The sequence below is a fragment of the Xanthomonas arboricola genome (genome assembly GCF_003353015.1).
In the GTDB taxonomy this organism is placed as follows: domain Bacteria; phylum Pseudomonadota; class Gammaproteobacteria; order Xanthomonadales; family Xanthomonadaceae; genus Xanthomonas; species Xanthomonas arboricola_E.
This window is the reverse complement of the sequence record NZ_QREM01000009.1, coordinates 1,467,895-1,488,765: the sequence shown is the minus strand read 5'-3', so window position 1 is coordinate 1,488,765 and position 20,871 is coordinate 1,467,895. Positions and strand designations below refer to the sequence as shown.

Here is a 20,871-nt window from a genome sequence, read left to right as displayed (position 1 = left end):
GATGGCACCGAAGGACAACAAGGCTGTATCCGGGCATGACGATGTGTCCGGCCTGTTCGCGCGTCTGGGGACGCAGGCGAGCGAGGGTTACCAGGATTTCGCCCACACCCAGCTGCCGCCGCGCAGGCCGGGCGTGACCCAGGCCTCGGTCCCCGCAGCGCCCCGGCAGGCCGGTGCTGCGGCGGACGCGGTGCCGGCGCCCGCCGCCGCGACGCCCAGCGTGTCGCCTGCCGGGCAGGCAGCGCCGGTGGCGCAGCCATCGGTGCCGGTCGAGCAGACCGCAAGCCCCCCGCTCGCGCCGCTGCGCAAGTTGCGCCAGCTCGACGAGCCCGCAGCTGCTGCACCGCAGCCGGGCGGGCGCCAGGCGCAGACGCCGCTGGAGCACTTGTTCCAGCGGCTGTTGCAGGCCGATGCGCCCAGCTCGACGCAAAGCCCGCTGCAGCGACTGCGCTCGCGTTGATCGCAACCACCCTGTGAGTTTTCGGCAGGCGCCGGTGCGCTCGCCTGTTTCGCCTTGTCCTGCCGCATGCCGCCACACTTGAAGGATTCTCCGATGACCGCTGCCAGTCTCCGTTCCGGATCACCGCTGCCCACGCTGGCGACCTGGGCGTTGTGGCTGCTGGGCGGCCTGCTGCTGGCGTTCGTGGTTGCCGTGCCGATGGATGTCACCCAGCAGCTGGTGTTCTCCGCGGTGCTGTTCGCCGTTGCGCTGGCGGTGCGCAAGCGCGGCGGGCGGGTGGTGATCCTGGCCATGATGGGCATGTCGCTGGCGGTGTCGTGCCGCTACATCTGGTGGCGCATGACCCAGACCATGGGCGTGGGCAGCGCGGTGGATTTCATTCTTGGTTTGGGCCTGCTGGGCGCGGAGCTGTATGCGTTCGTGATCCTGGTGCTGGGCTACTTCCAGGTGCTGTGGCCGCTCGATCGCAAGCCGGTGCCGTTGCCGGCCGACCAGGCCTTGTGGCCGAGCGTGGACGTGTTCATCCCCACCTACAACGAGCCGTTGTCGGTGGTGCGCACCACCGTGCTGGCGGCCAGCGTGATCGATTGGCCGGCCGGCAAGATCACCATCCATCTGCTCGATGACGGCCGCCGCGACGCATTCCGCGAGTTCTGTGCCGAGGTCGGCATCAACTACGTCACCCGCACCAACAACGCGCACGCCAAGGCCGGCAACATCAACGCCGCGCTGAAGAAATGCAGCGGCGAGTACGTGGCGATCTTCGATTGCGACCACATTCCTACCCGCAGTTTCCTGCAGGTGGCGATGGGCTGGTTCCTGCGCGACACCCGGCTGGCCCTGGTGCAGATGCCGCACTATTTCTTCTCGCCCGACCCGTTCGAACGCAACCTGGGCACGCATGGCAAGGTGCCCAACGAAGGCGAACTGTTCTACGGCCTGTTGCAGGATGGCAACGACCAGTGGAATGCGACCTTCTTCTGCGGTTCCTGCGCGGTGATCAAGCGCAGCGCGCTGGAAGAGGTGGGCGGGGTGGCGGTGGAAACCGTCACCGAGGATGCGCACACCGCGCTCAAGCTGCAGCGCCGCGGCTATCGCACCGCCTACCTGGCGGTGCCGCAGGCCGCAGGCCTGGCCACCGAGAGCCTGTCCGGCCACGTGGCGCAGCGCATCCGCTGGGCACGCGGCATGGCGCAGATCGCGCGGATCGACAATCCGCTGCTGGGGCGCGGGCTCAGGCTCTCGCAGCGGCTGTGCTATCTCAACGCGATGCTGCACTTCTTCTACGGCTTGCCGCGCATCATCTATCTCACTGCGCCGCTGGCCTACCTGTTCTTCGGCGCGCACGTGATCCAGGCCTCGGCGTTGATGATCCTGGCCTATGCGTTGCCGCATCTGCTGCAGGCCAACCTGACCAACCTGCGGGTGCAGAGCCGCTTCCGCCATCTGCTGTGGAACGAGGTCTACGAGACCACGCTGGCCTGGTACATCTTCCGTCCCACCCTGGTCGCCTTGCTCAACCCCAGGCTCGGCAAGTTCAATGTCACGCCCAAGGGCGGGCTGGTGGCGCGCAGTTATTTCGATGCGCAGATTGCAAAGCCCTACCTGTTCCTGCTGTTGCTCAACATGGCCGGCGTGGCTGCCGGCGTGTTGCGGCTGATCTATGTGGGCGGCAGCGGCGAGCAGCAGACGATCTGGTTCAACCTGGCCTGGACGCTCTACAACATGGTGCTGCTGGGTGCCACGATCGCCACGGCCAGCGAAACCCGCCAGGTGCGCAGCGCGCACCGCGTGCCGCTGGATGTCCCGGTCAATCTGTATCTGCCCGATGGCAGCGTGCTGCCCAGCCGCTCGCTGAATTTTTCCACCGGCGGCATGGCGATCAGGCTGGCCCAGCCGCAGCCGGTCGAGCCGGGCCTGCCGGTCCGGATCGGCCTGAGTCACCGCGGTGTGGAGCAGACCTTGCCGGCGGTGGTGCGACAGGACCGCGACGGCCAGGTCAGCGTGCAGTTCGGCGCGATGTCGATGGAACAGGAACGCTGGCTGGTGGCCTCGACCTTTGCGCGCGCCGACATCTGGCTGTCGCAATGGGGCCGGCACGACCGCGATGCGTTCTGGCGCTCGATGGGCCAGGTGTTGGCCGCCAGCGCGCGCGGCTTCGGCCGCCTGGGCGGGCATATCGCGCTCAGTGCGCGCCAGGGCTTCCGTCCGGCGCGCGCGCTGGATCTGGAATCGTGAGCATGACGCCTGCCGTTTCCCCTTTCCCTGCCAAGAAGCAACCGATGCGAATGTTCCCGGCCGTGTTGACCTGTGCGCTCACCCTCCTGGCCGGCCTGGCGCAGGCGCAGCAGGCCGGCCCAGCAACCGCGACGAGCACGCCGACCGAGCCGTCCGGCACCGCCGCGAGCGCTGCGCCGGCACCGGTGCCGCTGCCGGCCGGCAGCACGCGTACTTCCAGCCTGCGCGACCTCGGTATCGACTACGAGATCACCTTGCGCGGCGTGCAGGGCAGTGCCGGCGTGCCCTTCAGCGTGCGCAGCGACGAGATCGTCACCTCCGCCACGCTCAACCTCAAGTACAGCTATTCGCCCGCGCTGTTGCCGGACCTGTCGCATCTGAAGGTCACCATCAACGGCGTCACCGTGGGCAGCCTGCCTGCCGACAAGGCCAATGCCGGCAAGCTGCTCTCGGCCGAGTTGCCGATCGACCCGCGCCTGGTCACCGACTACAACCAGCTCAACCTGCAGTTGATCGGCCACTACACGCGCGAGTGCGAAGATCCTGACCACAGCAGCCTGTGGGCGAATGTGGACGCGGCCACCAGCCTGTCGCTGACCACCACGCCGTTGGCGCTGGCCAACAACCTGGCGCTGTTGCCGGTGCCGTTCTTCGATGTGCGCGACACGCGCCGGCTGGAATTGCCGTTCTACTTCCCGCAGCGCCCGGACCACGCCACGCTGCAGGCAGCCGGCGTGGTCGCCTCGTGGTTCGGCAGCCTGGCCGGTTATCGCGGCGCCGTGTTCCCGACCTCGACCACCGCACTGCCGGGCACCGGCAACGCGGTGGTGTTCGCCACCACCGCCACGCTGCCGGAGCAGTTCGCCACCGCCGCCAGCGGCGTGGCCGACATCCGCGGCCCGACCGTGGCCGTGGTGGTCAACCCGACCGATCCCAACGGCAAGCTGCTGCTGGTGCTCGGCCGCAACAGCGAAGACCTGCAACGCGCGGCCACCGCGCTGGCCTTGCGCGCGCCGTTGACCGGGGCGGTCGCCCGCATCGGCGAGCTCAGCGCGCCGGCGCCGCGCCAGCCGTACGACGCACCCAACTGGGTGTCCAGCGCCCTTCCGGTGCGCTTCGGCGACCTGGTGTCCCAGCCCGGCCAGCTCAATGTCAGCGGCTACCACCCGGACCTGATCCGGGTCGGCCTGCAGTTGCCGCCGGACCTGTTCGTGTGGGAGCGCGACGGTATCCCGGTTGCGCTGAAATATCGCTACACGGTGCCGGAGGTGGACAACAAGTCTGCGTTGAATGTCAGCATCAACACGTCGTTCGTGACCACGCTGCCGCTGACCGGCCGCCCGTTCGCCGAATCCACCCCGATGCGCTGGTGGAACAGCCTGGGCGCGCGCGGCAGCATGCCGGTGCACCAGGATCTAAAGCTGCCGGTGGGCGCGTTCTCGGCCAACAGCCAGCTGCGCTTCCACTTCTTCTTCGACCGCCCGCAGGGCGAGGAGTGCAGGAACACCTTTCCGGACGTGTCCGGCGCCATCGATGCCGATTCCAGCATCGACCTGAGCGGTTTCCACCACTACATGGCGATGCCGAACCTGGCCGCCTTCGCCAATGCCGGGTATCCGTTCACGCGCCTGGCCGACCTGTCCGAATCCACCATCGTGCTGCCCGACAATCCCGGCGACCAGGACCTGGGCAATGTGCTGACCCTGCTCGGACGCTTCGGCGCCTCCACCGGCTATCCGGCGTTGCATGCGCAGATCGTCGGTGCCGGCGCCGTGCAGCAACACGCCGACCGCGACCTGTTGCTGCTCGGCAGTGCGCAGTCGCAGCCGCTGTTCAAGCAGTGGCGCGCACAGCTGCCGGTTGGCCAGGACGGGCAGGCGACCCGCGTTGCGCTGACCGACTGGGTGCTGGAAAAACTGCCGCGCCTGCTGTCCTTCGATGCGCGCCGCACCGACTTGCCCACCATCGCCGACATCGCCCTGCAACCGCAGCCGGACGATGTGCTGCTGATGGGCTTCGAATCGCCGTTGCGCGCAGGCCGCAGCGTGGTTGCGTTCCAGGCCGAAGACCCGGCCAGCATGAACCGGCTGTTCGATGCCTGGTTCGACCCGACCCTGCTCAAGGACTTCCAGGGCAGCGTGGTGTTGCTGCAGCAGAAGAAGGTCACCAGCCTGGTCGGCAACCAGACCTATTACGTGGGCCATCTGCCGCTGCCGACCTGGTTGCGCTGGTACTTCTCGCACCACCCGGTGTGGCTGGCCCTCACCGTGGTGCTGCTCGCCTTGTTGCTGGCGCTGGCCGCGCGCGTGGTGCTGCGCCGGCACACCGCCGAGCGGCTCAACGAAGGCCGCGGCGCATGAACGCGCGCGCGCCTGCCGCTGCCATGACGCGCCGTCGGCTGCTGTGCGCAGGCGCCCTGGCCGGCCTGGGTGCGGTGCTGCCGGACGCCACGCTGGCCGCGGCCAGTCACTGCGGCCCCTGGCCGTTGTGGAATGCCTTCGTCGGCAAGCACATCCAGCCCGACGGGCGGGTGGTGGATTTCCTCAATGCCGACCAGCGCTCGACTTCCGAAGGCCAGTCGTATGCGCTGTTCTTCGCCCTGGTCAACAACGACCAGGTGCTGTTCGACAAGGTGCTCGGCTGGACCCGCCACAACCTGTGCGGCGGCCGCCCGGACCTCAACCTTCCGGCCTGGCTGTGGGGGCGCGATGGCAGTGGCAGCTGGCGCGTGCTCGATCCCAACACCGCCAGCGATGGCGAGTTGTGGATCGCCTACGCGCTGCTGGAAGCCGGCCGGCTGTGGAACCGGCCCGGTTACGGCAAGGCCGGCCAGCAGATCCTGCAATTGATGCGCCAGCAGGAAGTGGCCACGCTGCCGGGCCTGGGCGCGATGCTGCTGCCCGGCCGCGCAGGATTTGTCGAAACCCAGCGTTGGACGCTCAATCCCAGCTATCTGCCGATTCAAGTATTGCGCCGCTGTGCAAACGCCGACCCCAAGGGCCCGTGGGCGGTGATTGCCAGCAACGCCGCGCGGGTGTTGCGCGACAGCGCGCCGGTGGGCTTTGCGCCCGACTGGACGGTGTGGGACGGCACACGCTTCAGCCCCGATCCCAAGCGCGGCAATGTCGGCAGCTACGACGCCATCCGCGTGTACTTGTGGGCGGGCATGCTCGATGCCGGCGAGCCGCTGCGCAGCGGCTTGCTGCGGGACCTGTCCGGCCCGGCCGACCTGCTCGCCGCGCAACATCCGTTTGCCGAAAAGATCGACACCACGCGCGGCGTCGGCAGCGGCATGCTGCCAGTGGGATTTTCCGCCGCACTGCTGCCGTACTTGAGTGCCCTGGGGCAGCCCGCCCTGCTCAAGGCGCAGGCGCAGCGCATTCCCGCCGCCGCGCAGCCTGCGGCCACCGCATTGCCGTACTACGAACGCATGCTGGCCCTGTTCGGACAGGGCTGGCTTGAGAACCGCTATCGCTTCGCCGCAGACGGGCGCCTGCTGCCTGCCTGGAGAACCCCTGCATGCTCCACAAGAACCTGACGCCGCTCTATCTCGCCGGCATGATCGAATTGTGCCTGCTCGCCTCGCCGGTGCACGCGCAGACCGGCGCCACCCAGCAACTGGTCGGCCAGGGCAACTACTGGCACGACCAGGGCCGCGACGATCTGGCCGCCGATACCTGGAAGAAGCTGCTCGGCATCGACCCGGATCAGCCCGACGCCTTGCTCGGCCTGGCCCAGATCGACCTGGCGCAGGGGCGCCAGTCCGATGCGCGCAAGCGCCTGCAGCAGCTGGAAGCGGCCCATCCGCAATCGCCGCAGGCACAGCGCCTGCGCGTGGCGATCGGCGCGCGCGGCAGCAGTGCCGGCGAAGACCCGAACCTGCGCAACGCACGCCGTGCCGCATCCGCCGGGCGCTATGTGGAGGCCGCGCGCAATTACGAAGCGGTGTTCGCCGGCAAGCCACCGCCGCCGGCGCTGGCGCTGGAGTACTACCAATCGCTGGCCGGCACTCCCACCGGTTGGGAGCGCGCGCGCGATGGCCTGCAGCGCCTGCAGTCCAGCGAGCCGGGCAACCCGTCCGTGCAACTGGCGCTGGCGCAGGTGCTGACGTACCGCGAACCCACCCGCCGCGACGGCATTGCGCAGCTGCGCACGCTGGCGCAACGCGCCGATGTCGGCGGCCCGGCGCGTACCAGCTGGCGCCAGGCGCTGCTGTGGCTCAACGCCGGCGTGGCCGACGCGCCGCTGTACCAGGCATTTCTGGCCGGCACCCCGACCGATGCCGAAGTCACCGCCAGACTCGCCCAGCTGCGCGAACAACGCAGCGCCGCCGCCGCCGCACCGGCCGACCCCAATGGCGTGCTGCTGGGCGAAGGCTTCCGCGCGCTGGGCGCCAACAATCTGGGCGCTGCCGAACAACGCTTCACGCAGGTGCTGCGCGCACGTACGCGCGATCCGGAGGCACTCGGCGGCCTGGGCTCGGTGCGGCTGCGGCAGCAGCGCTTTGCCGAAGCGCAGGAGCTGCTGCGTCCGGCCGCGGCCAGCAACGGCAAGTGGAAAGGCGCGCTCGATAGCGCGCGGTACTGGCAGCACCTGCAGCAGGCCGAGGCTGCGCGCACGCGCGGCGATCTGGCCCAGGCGCGCCAGCTGGTGGAGCAGTCGGTGCAGCTGCTGCCCAACGAACCGGCCGCGCATGTGGCGCTGGGCGGATTGCAGGCCGGCAGCGACCCGGTCGCGGCCGAAGCCAGCTACCGCAAGGCGCTGTCGCGCGATGCCGACAACGCCGGCGCGCTGCAGGGCCTGGTCGGCCTGTACAGCCGCCAGGGCCGCATGCAGGAAGCCAGCGACCTGTTCAATCGCCTGCCTGCCGCAGAACGGACCAAGGCCGGCGGACAAGCCTTGCTGCGCTCCAACGTACAGCGCGCCCGCGCGCGTCAGGCGCTGGAAGCCGGTGACGCGGTCAGCGCGCAGGCCGAGCTGGAAGCGGCCATGGTCGAGCGGCCGGGCGATGCCTGGATCCGCCTGGACCTGGCCCGCCTGTACCAACAGGCCGGCCGCCCCGATCAGGCCCGCAGCGTGATGGATGGCCTGCTCGCCGTGCATGGCGACCAGCCCGACGCGCTGCAGGCCAACGCCTTGCTGGCGCAGGAAAGCGGCGACTGGCAGGGCGCCTACGACAGCCTGGACCGCATTCCGCTCGCCGCGCGCACGCCGGAGATGACCCAACTGCGCACCACTGCCTGGATCGAACTGCAGGCGCGTCAGGCGCGTGGGTTGGTGGAGCAGGGCAGGCCGGGCGAGGCGCAGCAATTGCTGGCCCGTACCGAAACCGCGCTGGGCAATCAGCTCGACGACCCGCAGCTGCTGGCCGCGCTGGCCGGCGCGCATGCCGACGCCGGCAACGCGCCACGCGCGCTGACCCTGGCCCAGCGCCTGGTCACCGGCGCCAATCCACGCACCGAAGATCGCCTGCAATACGCCGGCGTGCTGCTGCGCGCGCACCAGGACGCCGAACTGTCGGCGGTGCTGCGCCAGGTACAGGCCACCACCCTGACGCCGGACCAGCTGCGTCGTTATCAACGCCTGCGCAGCGCCTATACGCTGCGCCAGGTGGATGCGCTGCGCGAGCTCGGCAACCTGGAAGGCGCCTACGATGCGCTGGCGCCGATCCTGGCCCAGCAACCGGACAGCCGCGACACCCAGGCCGCCCTGGCGCGCCTGTATGCCGCCGCCGGCGATCAGCGGCAGGCACTGGCGATCTACCAGCAGATCCTGCAGCGCCACCCCCACGATCTGGACACGCTCACTGCCGCTGCCAACAGCGCGGCCGCGCAGTCGGACCTGCGCAATGCCGAGAGCTATCTGCAGCGCGCGCTGGCGCAGGCGCCGGAGTCGCCGGAGGTGCTGGCCGCCGCCGGCCGCGTGTATCGCAGCGCCGGCAAGAACCGCAAGGCCGAGCAATACTTCCGTGCCTCGCTGGCGGCCCAGCAGCGCCAGGCCGGGCAACTGGACAACGGCCTGCCGTCGGCGCGCGGCCCGTCCGCGGTCGCCTCGTCCGGTCGCCCGCTCAATCCGTTTTCCGGCATGAGCGGCGGCATGCCGCGCTCGCCGGCGGTGCTGTCCGAGCGCGTGGATGGCGGGAGCGCGCTTGGCGCCGTCGCGGCTGTACCGCTCGCGCCGCCGCCGGCTTGGTCACGGTTCGCCGCTGCCGCGCCGGTGGGTGCCTCTGCCGACGACGACATCGGCGGCGATGCGTTGCCGCCGCCGGTCACTGCCAGCGCCGCGCCTGCCATGTTGCCGGTCTCCAGCGGCCGCCTGCGCGGGTCGTCGCGCGGCGACCGGCTGCTTGCCGCGCGCGCGGTCGCGCCGATCGCCGCGGACGCCGGTCCGCGCCTGACCAAACCCGCTGCCCAGGCATTGCCGCCGCTCGGCAGCGGCAACGGCGTGCTCGACGAACTGCGCGCGGTGCAGTCGGAAAACAGCGACCACCTCGCCGGCGGCGCGCTGTACCGCGCGCGCGACGGCGAAGACGGCCTGGGCCGCCTGGACGATATCGAAATGCCGGTCCAGGCCGAGTTCGCCGTCGGCGACGGCAAGCTTGGCGTCACCCTGACACCGACCATCGTGGATGCCGGCACGCTGACCACCGACTATGCCACCGCCAGCCGCTTCGGCAGCGGTCCGCAGACCGCCGTCAACGACGCGCTGGCGGCCGATCGCGGCCCGATCGATACGCTGGTCGGCTCGTCGATGTACCAGTTGCTCGCCACCGCCGGCGACACTGCCGCCACGCGCGAACGCCTGCGTCGCTACGCCCTGAACACCGGCCTGTTCAACGAACTGCTGGTCGAAAACAACAACAGCAATGCCGCCGCGGTGGCGGCGCTGGCCAACGAACCGTTGCCGGCCTACCTGCTCGGCATCAACGCCTCCAGCACGCCGATCGCCCAGCTGGCCCGCGACATCCTCGGCAACGCCGCGCTCAGCGAACAGCTGGCCGCCGGCGATGCGGCCGCGTTGCGCGCGCTGGCCGCCAGCACGGCCGCCGCACAGCAGACGCCGACCGGGCTGGCCGCCACCCTCAACGCCATGGCCGCCACCGGCAACGGCGCGCGCCGGCTCAGCCAGGACGACACCGGCGTGGGCGTCGGCGTGCGCTATCGCAATGGCGGGTTCAGTGCCGACATCGGCACTACCCCGATCGGCTTCCAGGAACAGAACCTCATCGGCGGCGTCGGCTATCGCGGCGAGCTCGGCGATGCGGTGAGCTGGTCGGCCGAGGCCTCGCGACGTGCGGTCACCGACAGCGTGCTGTCGTTCGCCGGCGCGCAGGATGCACGCAGCGGCCGCGAATGGGGCGGGGTCACCAGCACGGGCGTGTCGCTGTCGGCCACGGCCGACAATGGGCTGCTCGGCGGTTATGCCAATCTTGCCGCGCACCGTTTGCTTGGCAACAACGTCGCCGACAACGACCAGCGCCAGGTCGACCTGGGCTTCTACGTGCATGCGCTGGAAACCCGGCACCAGTCGCTTACCGCCGGCGTTAACCTGACCGCGATGCAGTACGACAGGAACCTCAGCGGCTTCACCTACGGCCATGGCGGTTACTTCAGCCCGCAGGACTATGTGGACCTGGGTTTCCCGGTGCACTGGAGCGGCCGCAGCGCCGGTCAGACGGTCAACTGGAAGGTCGATGCCAGCATCGGCGTGCAGCACTTCAGCACCGAGGCCTCGCCGTATTTCCCGACCAACCCGACCCTGCAGCAGGCCGCCTACGATGCCGCCTCGCTGTCGGCCTTGCTCGGCCTGGTCAATCGCTATACCGACCCGGTGTATGCAGGCGAAAGCCGCACCGGCGTGTCCTACAACCTCAGTGGTGCGGCCGAGTGGCAGGTGGCCCCGCAGCTGTTCCTGGGCGGGCGCATGACCTTCAACAATGCGCGCGACTACAACCAGTTCAGCAGCAATCTCTATCTGCGTTTCGTGATGGATCGGCTGGGCGCCGCCTTGGGGCGCGCACCGCAGGTGCTGACCTCGCCGTATGCTGCCGATCGTTGAGAGCGTAAGCAAATCGACTGCGTAGCCACCGCGCTGTCTGGCCACTATGCGGCGTCGGTCGGTGCCGCGCGTACCGCCAGGCTCCGACACATCGCCCGCACCACCTCACGGCTGCTTGCGATGTCGTATGCAGTGGCCTTGATTTGGCGCGGTTGGTCGCCCGATTGAAACAACACGATGGCGGATAGACGAACGGCGCCTCCCGGCGCCGTTCGCATTCCATCGATTGACTGCAGACCGCGGCTGTCGCTTACGGGCGCACCTTGGTGGCGCAGACGAACACCGACGCCTGCTGCACGCGGCTGATGGCACCCTGGTTCTGCAACTCACGCGCATGCTCGTCCATGCAGGTCAGGTAGCCGAGACGGTTGCCCGCGTTCTGGGTCTTGCACAGGCTGCTCTCGGCAGAGATGTTCGCGCCGGGAATCAGCCCGCCGGTCTCCAGCGTCGGCACCAGCGTGTTGCAGCTGCCCAGCTTGGCCAGCCCGCGGTTCAAGGTCCAACCGATATCGGCAAACATCGCCGGGGTCAGGTCGATGTTCAGATGCGCCTGCACTTCCGGCGTATCGAACGGTTCCATCAACGCGTTCGGCTGCAGGTCGGTATCGAAGTGCGAGAACGTCGAGCCGCCGGCCACCACGCTGGGCGCGTACAGCCGCGTGCGGCCTGCGCTGTCGGTGCCCTGCAGCAGCTCGGGATCTTCGTACAACGCTGCCACCACCGCGGTGCTGCCCTTCAACCGCGCGCCATCGGCCTGCGACACCATGATGGCGGGGATGGTGATGTCGGTGATCGGCGGCGCGGCATTGCCCATGGTCTGCACGCCGGCGGCGTTGTTGGCCACGATCACGCCCACCGCACCGTTGAGCTGGGCGTTCTTGACCTTGATCGCGAACGCGCAGGTGCCGCGGTCGATCAGCGCCACCTTGCCGGCCACCGCCGCTGCGTTGGCGAACGGTGTTTCGCAGCCATCGCTGACGGACGCGGCGGCAACGCCGTCGTCGACCGTCACCACCGCCTTGGCCGGGAAATTGGCAGCGCTGGCCAACGGCCCGAAGCTGGCAAAGCCGACCTCGTACTTGCCCGCTGCGCTGGCCGGTGCGGTCACCCGCAGCAAGGTGCGCGGATCCAGGATCAAGGCCGCCTCGCGGTTGACCCGCGTGCCGGCCCACACCGTACGGCCGGGCGTGCGCATCGCTTCGGCACGCAAGGCGTTGGTCATGGCCGGGTCGTCGAAACGCTTGTTCTGCACGTTGTCGAAGGCCTGCGAGGTGTACACGTCGGTCAGCCCGCTGCCCGAACCGAGCACGCCGGTGGTCTTGTTGAGGAAGCCCGCCGCACCCAGGCCGTGGCCGATCTCGTGCATCACCACGTTGAGGAAGTTGATCTGGCCTTCCGGGGTCTTGCCGTCCAGGCCCAGGTACCAGCCCGAACCGGCCAGGCAGTCGTCCTTGCCCAGGTCGCCGTTGAATTGCGAGAACACGTCGGCCGGATCGGCCGGATCCGGGACCAGGTCCTGGCCGGCAATCGCATCGCCCAGCGCCGACGGATACAGCGTATTGGGCTTGGCGCCGGGGAAGTTGTTGACGATCCAGTTCGGCCCGGCCTGGCCCAGCGTGCCGCCGGTGGCGGTACAGGTCAGCCGCGCGAACGAGGCATACACCTTGATCTCGACGTCGCTCTGCAGCACCGCGCCCCACAGGTCCATCGCGTACTGGTAGGCGATGCGACGCTGCTCGCCGACCGAGCGCCCCGGGTTGCCGCCCAGTGGCGCCACGCTGGTGGGGTCGTTCAAGCCGACGTTGGTGCCGGCATCGCCATTGATCAACGTGACGTTGGCGGCGCCCGCGTGCAGCGGCGCGATGGCGGCGGCCACGGCCAGGGACAACAGCAACAAGGGCTTATTCATGCGGCAGCGCTCCGTGCTCGGCGTGGGCGGGTTGGGTGTCGGCGTCGTCGCTGTGCTCGATCACGACGCGACCGTCGGCCTGACGGGTCGCTGTCAGCGAACTCATTTGCGAGGCGGGCAACTTGCGCGCCACGGTGCCGTTGGGCAGGCGGCGCTCGGTGGCACGGGCAGCGGCTTCGGTCTGCGGAACGCTCGTGCGTGCGGCGCTGCTGCGGGCGGCCGAGGTGGCCTGCTGATCCAGCGCCGCGCTCTCGGCGTCGGTCAGCGGGCGCAGCTTGCCGGTGGTGGGGTCGATGCCGACCTTGGAACTGCTGGTTGCGGCCTCCTGCGCGACGGCCAGGGCCGGCAGGCAGACCACACACAACACGCCGGACAGCATCCATCCGGGCTTGCGAAAGCTCATCATCGTTGGGGTTTCCTTGGGTCCAACAGGGAAAAGGGACGCCGTGCAGACACCAGCGTCGGGGGATCCTTCCGTTTCAGTCTGTTCATGACTGAATCATGAATCCGTGATGTGTGTCAATCTTTTGACATGCGAGCCGCTGAATGCGAAGCGCTAGCCTGAAACAGTCATCGCCGCACTTGCGTTGGGGGAATTCATGGGAGCTGCAGCGGCAGCCGGCACCCGGATTGGCCAGATTTTTGACACGAACCAACCGGGCCGGAAGCATCCCTTCTCCCTTCGGGAGAAGGTGCCCCGAAGGGGCGGATGAGGGTACGAGCGCAGCCTGGTGGAGGTTGAGAGCAGGGATCGGGTACGCATGGGCTTCGCTCCGTACCCTCACCCCAACCCCTCTCCCGAGGGGAGAGGGGCTGTAGTCCAGCCCGGCCAGGGGCCCGGTCTACGCACGCAGCGCGTTACAGTCTTGACCACTCCGCGCACCAGGTCCCCATGCACGCCGTCATCTATCACAACCCGGACTGCGGGACTTCCCGCAACACGCTTGCGCTGATCCGTCACACCGGTATCGAACCGCAGATCGTCCACTACCTGCAGCACCCGCCCACACGCGAAACGCTGCAGTCCCTGATCGCTGCCGCCGGCATCCCGGTCCGCGCGGCCATGCGTCAGAAAGGCACTGCGTATCTGGAACTCGGGCTTGACGATCCCACGCTGGACGACGCAGCGCTGCTGAGCGCCATGCTCACGCATCCGATCCTGATCAACCGCCCCTTCGTGCAAACCGCGCTGGGGACGCGCTTGTGTCGCCCCTGCGAACGGGTGCTGGACCTGCTGCCGCCGGCGACGCACGGCTTCGTCAAGGAAGACGGCGAACGCGTGCTCGACGCTGCCGGGCAACGCGTAACGGGCTGAGACAGATACCCGAAACACGCAGTCATCCCACATCAGGCGCGGTCACCCTAATTCCCGATCCCCGATCCCCGATCCCCGATCCCCGATCCCCGATCCCCGATCCCCGATCCCAAATCCCAAATCCCAAATCCCAAATCCCGATCCCCGATCCCCATTCCCCATTCCCCAATCCCCAATCCCCAATCCCCAATCCCCAATCCCCAATCCCCAATCCCCAGCCTCACCTGCCCCTACCACAGAGGTCCTAAAATCACCCCGACGTTTCCCCGGAGCAGCCAGATGATTCGCGAAATTATCCGCATGGGCGACAAGCGCTTGCTGCGCGTGGCGCCACCGGTGACCAACCTGGGCAGCGCCGAGCTGCGCACGCTGGTGGCCGACATGTTCGAGACCATGGACGATGCGCGTGGTGTCGGTCTGGCCGCACCGCAGATCGCGGTGGATCTGCAGCTGATGGTGTTCGGCTTCGAAGCCAGCGATCGCTATCCCGAGGCGCCGGCAGTACCGCGCACCGCATTGGCCAATGCACAGATCGAACCGCTGTCGGAGGAGATGGAAAACGGTTGGGAGGGATGCCTGTCCATTCCCGGCCTGCGTGCCGTCATTCCGCGCTATCGCCACATTCGCTACCGCGGCTTCGCGCCGGACGGCAGCCCGATCGAACGCGAGGCCGAAGGCTTCCACGCCCGCGTGGTGCAGCACGAGTACGACCATCTGGTCGGCCGGCTGTACCCCTCGCGGATCGAGAACTTCGACACCTTCGGCTTCGAAGACGTGCTGTCCTACGACCTGTAGTCGCGCAACCGCATCGCATATGACAAGGGCGCCTCGCGGCGCCCTTGTCGTGCTTACTTGAGCGCCTTGAAGCGCAGGCGCTTGGGACCGGCGTCATCGCCCATGCGGCGGCGCTTGTCTTCTTCGTACTCGCGGTAGTTGCCCTGGAAGAACTCCACGTGCGAGTCGCCTTCGAACGCCAGGATGTGCGTGGCGATGCGATCCAGGAACCAGCGATCGTGCGAGATCACGAAGGTGTTGCCCGGGAACTCCAGCAATGCATCTTCCAGCGCACGCAGCGTTTCGATGTCCAGGTCGTTGGACGGTTCGTCGAGCAGCAGCACGTTGCCGCCCTGCAGCAGCGTCTTGGCCATGTGCAGGCGGCCGCGCTCACCACCGGACAGCGAGCCGACCATCTTCTGCTGGTCCTGGCCCTTGAAGTTGAAGCGGCCGATGTAGGCGCGCGACTGGATTTCCACACCGTTGATGTTGAGGATGTCCAGGCCGCCGGCGATTTCCTGGAACACGTTGTGGCTGCCTTCCAGCTTGTCGCGGCTCTGGTCCACGTACGACAGCTGCACGGTCGGACCGACCACGATCTCGCCGGAATCGGGCTTCTCCGCGCCGGTGATCATCTTGAACAGGGTCGACTTACCGGCACCGTTGGGGCCGATGATGCCGACGATGGCGCCGGGCGGCACGATCATCGACAGGTTGTCGATCAGCAGGCGGTCGCCGAACTTCTTGGAGACGTTCTTGAACTCCATCACCGCATTGCCCAGGCGCTCGCCCGGCGGGATGAAGATTTCATTGGTCTCGTTGCGGCGCTGGTAATCCACCGACTGCAGCTCTTCCAGGCGGGCCAGACGCGCCTTGCCCTTGGTGCGGCCGCCCTTGGCATTCTGGCGCGACCATTCCAGTTCCTTCTGGATCGCCTTCTGGCGCGACTTCTCCTGGTTGTCTTCCTGCTTGAGGCGCTCGTCCTTCTGGGTCAGCCAGTCGGTGTAGTTGCCCTTCCACGGAATGCCGCGGCCGCGGTCCAGTTCCAGGATCCACTCGGCGGCGTTGTCGAGGAAGTAGCGATCATGCGTGACCGCCACCACGGTCCCGGTGTAGCGCGCCAGGAACTGTTCCAGCCACTCCACCGACTCGGCGTCCAGGTGGTTGGTCGGTTCGTCCAGCAGCAGCATGTCCGGCTTCTGCAGCAGCAGGCGGCACAACGCCACGCGGCGCTTTTCGCCACCGGACAGCTTGCCCACGATCGCTTCCCACGGTGGCAGGCGCAGCGCATCGGCGGCCACGTCCAGCTGGTTCTCCAGGGTGTGCGCGTCACCGGCGGCCAGGATCGCCTCCAGGCGTTCCTGTTCCTTGGCCAGCGCGTCGAAATCGGCGCCTTCCTCGGCATAGGCCAGGTACACCGCATCCAGCGCGGCCTGTGCCTGCAGCACGTCGCCCACGCCTTCCTCGACCGCTTCGCGCACGGTGTGCTCGGGATTGAGCTGCGGTTCCTGCGCCAGGTAGCCGACCTTGATGCCGGCCTGCGGACGGGCTTCGCCCTCGAAATCGGTATCCACGCCGGCCATGATCTTCAGCACCGTGGACTTGCCGGCGCCGTTCAGGCCCAGCAGGCCGATCTTGGCGCCCGGGAAAAAGCTCAGCGAGATGTCCTTGATGATCTGCCGCTTGGGCGGGACCACCTTGCTGACGCGGTTCATGGTGTAGATGTATTGCGACATGGGTGCTCCGTGGACGCAGGCAGCCCGCCGGCCGGGGCCGGAGGCAGCGGAAAAGGGATTGCGCCGATTATACGGGCAAGCGGCCCGGCTCGCGCCGGCGATCCGGCAGCTAAACGGCAGCTTACTTCCCACCTGAATAGGCGTTTTCGTAATCGATTCCAGCAAGAATGCGTTAAGGCGGTCAGCGTCTTAATGAAATTGCGACATCGCAGACAGGAGCAATCCCATGAACCGCAAACGCATCGTGACTGTTGTGCTTTCCTCCATCTTGGCGCTGGGCTTCGCCGCACCGGCCGCATTTGCCGGGGATTGGGACCGCGACGACCGCCGTGGGCACGACCACGGCCACCGCGACCATCGCGGCGACTGGCGCAACGACCGCCGGGATGACCGCCGCGAGTGGCGTGACGACCGCCGCGCCGACCGCCGCGAGTGGCGCCAGGACCGCCGTTACTACAGCAATGGCTACCGCGAGGGCTATCGCGACGCGCGCTATCAGGACCGTCGCTACGACCGCAATCGGGTCTATGTCTACGATCGCCCCGCCTACTACCGCGCCGGCCCGCCGCCGCGCGCGTACTGGGCCCGCGGTCAGCGCTACCACGGCCCGGTCTACGTGATCAACGACTACGACCGCTACAACCTGCGCCGCCCGCCGTATGGCTACCGTTGGCAGCGCGACAACACCGGCAACCTGCTGCTGGTGGCCATTGCAACCGGCGTGATTGCCGACCTGGTGCTCAACAACTAGGCCGCAGCGCCGGCCCGGCCTGGCCAGCGGGCGCAGCATCCACAAAGGCGCACCCCGGTGCGCCTTTGTCGTTCAGGGGGAAACCGCCCCGCGCACGGCCTGCGCCGGCGCCATTGGTCACCTGTCCGTGCGGGGGCTTACAATCGGCGCCCTTACTGGCCACAGCTGCCCCGGAGCTCTGCATGTTCTCGCGCGACGTCCGACTGGAAACCTACGACCCCGAACTGGCCAAGGCCATCGCCGACGAAGCCGGCCGCCAGGAGGATCACGTCGAGCTGATCGCCAGCGAAAACTACTGCAGCCCGCTGGTGATGGAAGCGCAGGGCAGCCAGCTGACCAACAAGTACGCCGAAGGCTATCCGGGCAAGCGCTACTACGGTGGTTGCGAGTACGTCGACATCGCCGAGCAGCTGGCGATCGAGCGCATCAAGCAGGTGTTCGGCGCCGACTATGCGAACGTGCAGCCGCACAGTGGCTCGCAGGCCAACCAGGCGGTGTATCTGGCGTTGCTGCAGCCCGGCGACACCATCCTGGGCATGAGCCTGGCCCACGGCGGCCACCTGACCCACGGCGCCAAGGTCAACGTCTCCGGCAAGCTGTTCAACGCCGTGCAGTACGGCGTCAACGAGCAGGGCCTGATCGACTACGACGAGGTCCAGCGCCTGGCCACCGAGCACACGCCGAAGATGGTGGTGGCGGGCTTTTCGGCCTACTCGCAGAAGATCGACTGGGCGCGCTTCCGCGCCATCGCCGACAGCGTCGGTGCGTATCTGTTCGTGGACATGGCGCACGTGGCCGGCCTGGTCGCCGCCGGTGTGTATCCCAGCCCGATGGAGCATGCGCACGTGGTCACCTCGACCACCCACAAGACCCTGCGCGGCCCGCGCGGCGGCATCATCGTGGCCAAGGGCGCCAGCGAAGAACTGCAGAAGAAGCTGCAGTCGATCGTGTTCCCCGGTATCCAGGGCGGTCCGCTGATGCACGTGATCGCGGCCAAGGCGGTGGCGTTCAAGGAAGCCCTGGAGCCGGAATTCACCACCTACCAGCAGCAGGTGGTCAAGAACGCGCAGGCGATGGCCAACACGCTGATCGCGCGCGGCTACAAGATCGTCTCCGGCGGCACCGAGAATCACCTGATGCTGGTGGACATGATCGGCCGCGACGTGTCCGGCAAGGACGCCGAAGCCGCGCTAGGCAAGGCGCACATCACCGTCAACAAGAACTCGGTGCCCAACGACCCGCGCTCGCCGTTCGTCACCTCCGGCCTGCGCCTGGGCACCCCGGCGATCACCACCCGCGGCTACAAGGAGCAGGACAGCATCGACCTGGCCAACTGGATCGCCGACGTGCTCGACGCCCCCAGCGACGAAGCGGTGCTGGCCAAGGTCCGCGACGCGGTGACGGCGCAGTGCAAGAAGTATCCGGTGTACGGCTGAGATGCCGGGATTGGTGATTCGGGATTGGGGATGCGCAGCAAGCGCGTCCTTGCACCTGCTGTTGCCAATCCCTAATCCCCACTCTCCAATCCCGGCGCCCTGATGCACTGCCCTTTTTGCCAGCACAACGACACCCGCGTGATCGATTCGCGGGTGTCCGAAGACGGCACGACGATTCGTCGGCGCCGCGAGTGCGAGGCGTGCGGCGAGCGCTTCAGCACCCTGGAGACGATCGAACTCAAGCTGCCGACCGTGGTCAAGAGCGACGGTGGGCGCGAGGCCTTCGATGCGCGCAAGCTGCGCACCAGCTTCGACCGCGCGCTGCAGAAACGCCCGGTGTCCGAAGAACAGATCGAAGCGGCGGTGCGGGCGGTGGTGCATCAGTTGCGCATGTCCGGCGAACGCGAGGTCGGCTCGCTGCGGGTGGGCGAGTACGTGATGGTCGAGCTGCGCAAGCTCGATCATGTGGGCTACGTACGCTTTGCCTCGGTGTACCGCAGCTTCCAGGACGTTGCCGATTTCCGCGAGGAAATCGAAAAGCTCGAGCGCGAGCTGCCGGTCGGCATCGAGCAATTGCCGCTGCTGGAAGCGGCGCTGGAACGCGCCGGCAAGCCCGGCAAGCGGTGAGCGCGATGCGCATCGCCTGCGTGGCCGACACGCCGGAGCTGTTGCCGGCCATCGCGCAGGCGCATCTGCAGGCCTTCGGCAGCCTGTTGCCGGACTGGAATTTCGATGAGGCCTTGCGCGAGCTGCGCAGCCACAGCCGCGACGGCGTGATCCCGACCACGTGGGTTGCGCTCGATCAGGCACAGTGGCTCGGGTCGGTCAGCCTGCTGGACAACGACGATGCGCGTGTTCGCCAGTGGTCGCCCTGGCTGGCGTCGCTGTACGTACAGCCGCAGGCGCGCGGGCAGGGCATCGGCGAGGCGCTGGTGACGCACTGCGTGCAGGCCGCCGCGCGTCTTGGCGTGCCGGCCTTGTATCTGTATTGCCAACCAGTGCTGGTGCCGTACTACCAGCGGCTGGGCTGGCATGCGCATGCAGAATTACTGCTGGGGCCGATGCAGATCGTGGTGATGCAGGTCGCGCCGGTGCTGCAGTGCGCGTGACAGCCGACGATCATCGCTGGATGGCCCAGGCACTGCGCCTGGCCGAGCGCGGTGCCTACACCACGCGGCCCAATCCGATGGTGGGCTGCGTGATCGTGCGCGATGGCGTGTGCGTAGGCGAAGGCTTCCATCAACGTGCCGGCGGCCCGCATGCGGAAGTGTTCGCGCTGCGTGCGGCCGGCGCGCTGGCGCGGGGCGCCACCGCTTACGTCACGCTGGAGCCGTGTGCGCACTACGGACGCACGCCGCCCTGTGCCCTGGCCTTGATCGATGCCGGAGTGGTGCGTGTGGTGGCGGCGATGGCCGACCCGTTTCCGCAGGTCAATGGGGGCGGGTTTGCGCTGCTGCGCGAGGCCGGGATCGAGGTGCTCAGCGGGGTCCTGCAGGCACAGGCGCGCGCGCTCAACCGGGGCTTCCTGTCGCGTGTGGAGCGCGGGCGGCCGTGGCTGCGGGTCAAGCTCGGCGCCAGCCTGGATGGACGGACTGCGCTGGCCAGCGGGGAATCCAAGTGGATCACCGGCGCCGATGCGCGCGCGGATGTGCAGCGCTGGCGTGCGCGTGCCGGCGCGATCCTCACTGGCGCGGGAACGGTGCTGGCCGACGACCCATCGATGACGGTGCGGCTGGGCGATGACACGCCGTTCGTGCCGCCGCTGCGCGTGGTGCTCGACGCCGGCTTGCGGACGTTGGCATGCAACACCATTCGCCAGGGCGATGCGCCCACGTTGTATCTGCATGGCGAGGATGTGGCCGCGCCGTCGCTGGACGATGCGCAGTTCCTTGCGATGCCGTTGCATGCCGGCCGCTTCGATCTGACGGCCGTCTTGGCCCTGCTTGGCGAGCGCGGCATCAACGAGGTGCACGTGGAAGCCGGCGCAACAGTGAGCGGTGCGCTGCTGCAGGCCGGGCTGGTCGACGAACTGCTGGTCTACCTGGCGCCGGTGCTGCTGGGCGATACCGCCAGGCCGCTGCTGGCCGGGCTGGGCATCGAGACGATGGCGCAGCGGTCTGCGCTGCAGCTGCTGGATGTGCGCCAGCTGGGGCAGGATCTGCGTCTGCGCTATGCGCCGGATGTTGCCGGATGA

The 20,871-nt window shown here is 68.1% G+C and carries 15 protein-coding genes; 12 read left to right on the top strand and 3 right to left on the bottom strand.

The genetic code is table 11. The features are described 5' to 3' along the window. The first annotated feature begins 1 nt into the window (after position 1). The 5 genes from C0541_RS16885 to C0541_RS16865 all read left to right on the top strand — a co-directional run bounded on the left by C0541_RS16885 (position 2) and on the right by C0541_RS16865 (position 10,756). Positions 2–460: a hypothetical protein gene (locus tag C0541_RS16885; protein WP_115050090.1), complete on the top strand. Its 459-nt coding sequence runs from the start codon at positions 2–4 to the stop codon at positions 458–460. Between the two features lie 93 nt (positions 461–553). Beyond that, positions 554–2,698: a UDP-forming cellulose synthase catalytic subunit gene (bcsA, locus tag C0541_RS16880; RefSeq protein WP_115050088.1), complete on the top strand. Its 2,145-nt coding sequence runs from the start codon at positions 554–556 to the stop codon at positions 2,696–2,698. A gap of 44 nt (positions 2,699–2,742) precedes the next feature. After that, complete coding sequence (bcsB, locus tag C0541_RS16875; RefSeq protein ID WP_115050086.1) at positions 2,743–5,058, top strand: cellulose biosynthesis cyclic di-GMP-binding regulatory protein BcsB; 2,316 nt, start codon at positions 2,743–2,745, stop codon at positions 5,056–5,058. Next, positions 5,055–6,236 carry a cellulose synthase complex periplasmic endoglucanase BcsZ gene (bcsZ, locus tag C0541_RS16870; protein WP_115050084.1) on the top strand — a complete coding sequence of 394 codons (1,182 nt, stop codon included), beginning with the start codon at positions 5,055–5,057 and terminating at the stop codon, positions 6,234–6,236. Before bcsB ends, bcsZ begins: the two co-directional genes overlap by 4 nt. Continuing rightward, positions 6,218–10,756, top strand: a complete 4,539-nt coding sequence (locus C0541_RS16865) for a cellulose synthase subunit BcsC-related outer membrane protein (protein ID WP_115050082.1) — start codon at positions 6,218–6,220, stop codon at positions 10,754–10,756. Before bcsZ ends, C0541_RS16865 begins: the two co-directional genes overlap by 19 nt. 250 nt (positions 10,757–11,006) lie before the next feature. Here the strand turns inward: C0541_RS16865 and C0541_RS16860 are convergent, their stop codons facing one another. Both C0541_RS16860 and C0541_RS16855 read right to left on the bottom strand, forming a co-directional pair. After that, positions 11,007–12,665: a PA domain-containing protein gene (locus C0541_RS16860; RefSeq protein ID WP_115050080.1), complete on the bottom strand. Its 1,659-nt coding sequence runs from the start codon at positions 12,663–12,665 to the stop codon at positions 11,007–11,009. Continuing rightward, positions 12,658–13,071, bottom strand: a complete 414-nt coding sequence (locus tag C0541_RS16855) for a post-PEP-CTERM-1 domain-containing protein (protein ID WP_161960110.1) — start codon at positions 13,069–13,071, stop codon at positions 12,658–12,660. Before C0541_RS16855 ends, C0541_RS16860 begins: the two co-directional genes overlap by 8 nt. A gap of 486 nt (positions 13,072–13,557) precedes the next feature. Here C0541_RS16855 and arsC point away from each other — a divergent pair, with 486 nt between their 5' ends. Continuing rightward, the gene (arsC, locus tag C0541_RS16850) at positions 13,558–13,980 is read left to right on the top strand and encodes an arsenate reductase (glutaredoxin) (RefSeq protein WP_115050078.1); all 423 of its coding nucleotides are present in this window, start codon (positions 13,558–13,560) and stop codon (positions 13,978–13,980) included. A gap of 279 nt (positions 13,981–14,259) precedes the next feature. Next, a complete protein-coding gene (gene def / locus C0541_RS16845; protein ID WP_115050076.1) occupies positions 14,260–14,775 on the top strand; it encodes a peptide deformylase in 516 nt (171 codons plus the stop codon). 53 nt (positions 14,776–14,828) lie between these two features. On the opposite strand, the gene ettA is transcribed toward def, so the two are convergent. Continuing rightward, a complete protein-coding gene (ettA, locus tag C0541_RS16840) occupies positions 14,829–16,490 on the bottom strand; it encodes an energy-dependent translational throttle protein EttA (RefSeq protein ID WP_115050074.1) in 1,662 nt (553 codons plus the stop codon). Between the two features lie 226 nt (positions 16,491–16,716). Here ettA and C0541_RS16835 point away from each other — a divergent pair, with 226 nt between their 5' ends. From C0541_RS16835 to ribD, 5 genes are all read left to right on the top strand, one after another. Then, a complete protein-coding gene (locus C0541_RS16835) occupies positions 16,717–17,241 on the top strand; it encodes an RcnB family protein (RefSeq protein ID WP_115050072.1) in 525 nt (174 codons plus the stop codon). A gap of 182 nt (positions 17,242–17,423) precedes the next feature. Next, complete coding sequence (gene glyA / locus C0541_RS16830) at positions 17,424–18,677, top strand: serine hydroxymethyltransferase (protein WP_115050070.1); 1,254 nt, start codon at positions 17,424–17,426, stop codon at positions 18,675–18,677. Between the two features lie 102 nt (positions 18,678–18,779). Further along, complete coding sequence (gene nrdR / locus C0541_RS16825) at positions 18,780–19,304, top strand: transcriptional regulator NrdR (RefSeq protein WP_006453216.1); 525 nt, start codon at positions 18,780–18,782, stop codon at positions 19,302–19,304. After that, positions 19,301–19,786 (top strand): GNAT family N-acetyltransferase, encoded by a 486-nt coding sequence (locus tag C0541_RS16820; protein WP_193725934.1) that lies wholly within the window; start codon positions 19,301–19,303, stop codon positions 19,784–19,786. Before nrdR ends, C0541_RS16820 begins: the two co-directional genes overlap by 4 nt. Beyond that, on the top strand, positions 19,777–20,871 hold the full coding sequence (gene ribD, locus C0541_RS16815) for a bifunctional diaminohydroxyphosphoribosylaminopyrimidine deaminase/5-amino-6-(5-phosphoribosylamino)uracil reductase RibD (protein ID WP_115050068.1): 1,095 nt from the start codon (positions 19,777–19,779) through the stop codon (positions 20,869–20,871). Before C0541_RS16820 ends, ribD begins: the two co-directional genes overlap by 10 nt.

Excerpts from the sequence above, each read along its gene's own strand:
- C0541_RS16885 (WP_115050090.1), top strand. The coding sequence starts at position 2 with ATGGCACCGAAGGACAACAAGGCTGTATCCGGGCATGACGATGTGTCC.
- bcsA (WP_115050088.1), top strand. The coding sequence starts at position 554 with ATGACCGCTGCCAGTCTCCGTTCCGGATCACCGCTGCCCACGCTGGCG.
- bcsB (WP_115050086.1), top strand. The coding sequence starts at position 2,743 with ATGCGAATGTTCCCGGCCGTGTTGACCTGTGCGCTCACCCTCCTGGCC.
- bcsZ (WP_115050084.1), top strand. The coding sequence starts at position 5,055 with ATGAACGCGCGCGCGCCTGCCGCTGCCATGACGCGCCGTCGGCTGCTG.
- C0541_RS16865 (WP_115050082.1), top strand. The coding sequence starts at position 6,218 with ATGCTCCACAAGAACCTGACGCCGCTCTATCTCGCCGGCATGATCGAA.
- C0541_RS16860 (WP_115050080.1), bottom strand. The coding sequence starts at position 12,665 with ATGAATAAGCCCTTGTTGCTGTTGTCCCTGGCCGTGGCCGCCGCCATC.
- C0541_RS16855 (WP_161960110.1), bottom strand. The coding sequence starts at position 13,071 with ATGATGAGCTTTCGCAAGCCCGGATGGATGCTGTCCGGCGTGTTGTGT.
- arsC (WP_115050078.1), top strand. The coding sequence starts at position 13,558 with ATGCACGCCGTCATCTATCACAACCCGGACTGCGGGACTTCCCGCAAC.
- def (WP_115050076.1), top strand. The coding sequence starts at position 14,260 with ATGATTCGCGAAATTATCCGCATGGGCGACAAGCGCTTGCTGCGCGTG.
- ettA (WP_115050074.1), bottom strand. The coding sequence starts at position 16,490 with ATGTCGCAATACATCTACACCATGAACCGCGTCAGCAAGGTGGTCCCG.
- C0541_RS16835 (WP_115050072.1), top strand. The coding sequence starts at position 16,717 with ATGAACCGCAAACGCATCGTGACTGTTGTGCTTTCCTCCATCTTGGCG.
- glyA (WP_115050070.1), top strand. The coding sequence starts at position 17,424 with ATGTTCTCGCGCGACGTCCGACTGGAAACCTACGACCCCGAACTGGCC.
- nrdR (WP_006453216.1), top strand. The coding sequence starts at position 18,780 with ATGCACTGCCCTTTTTGCCAGCACAACGACACCCGCGTGATCGATTCG.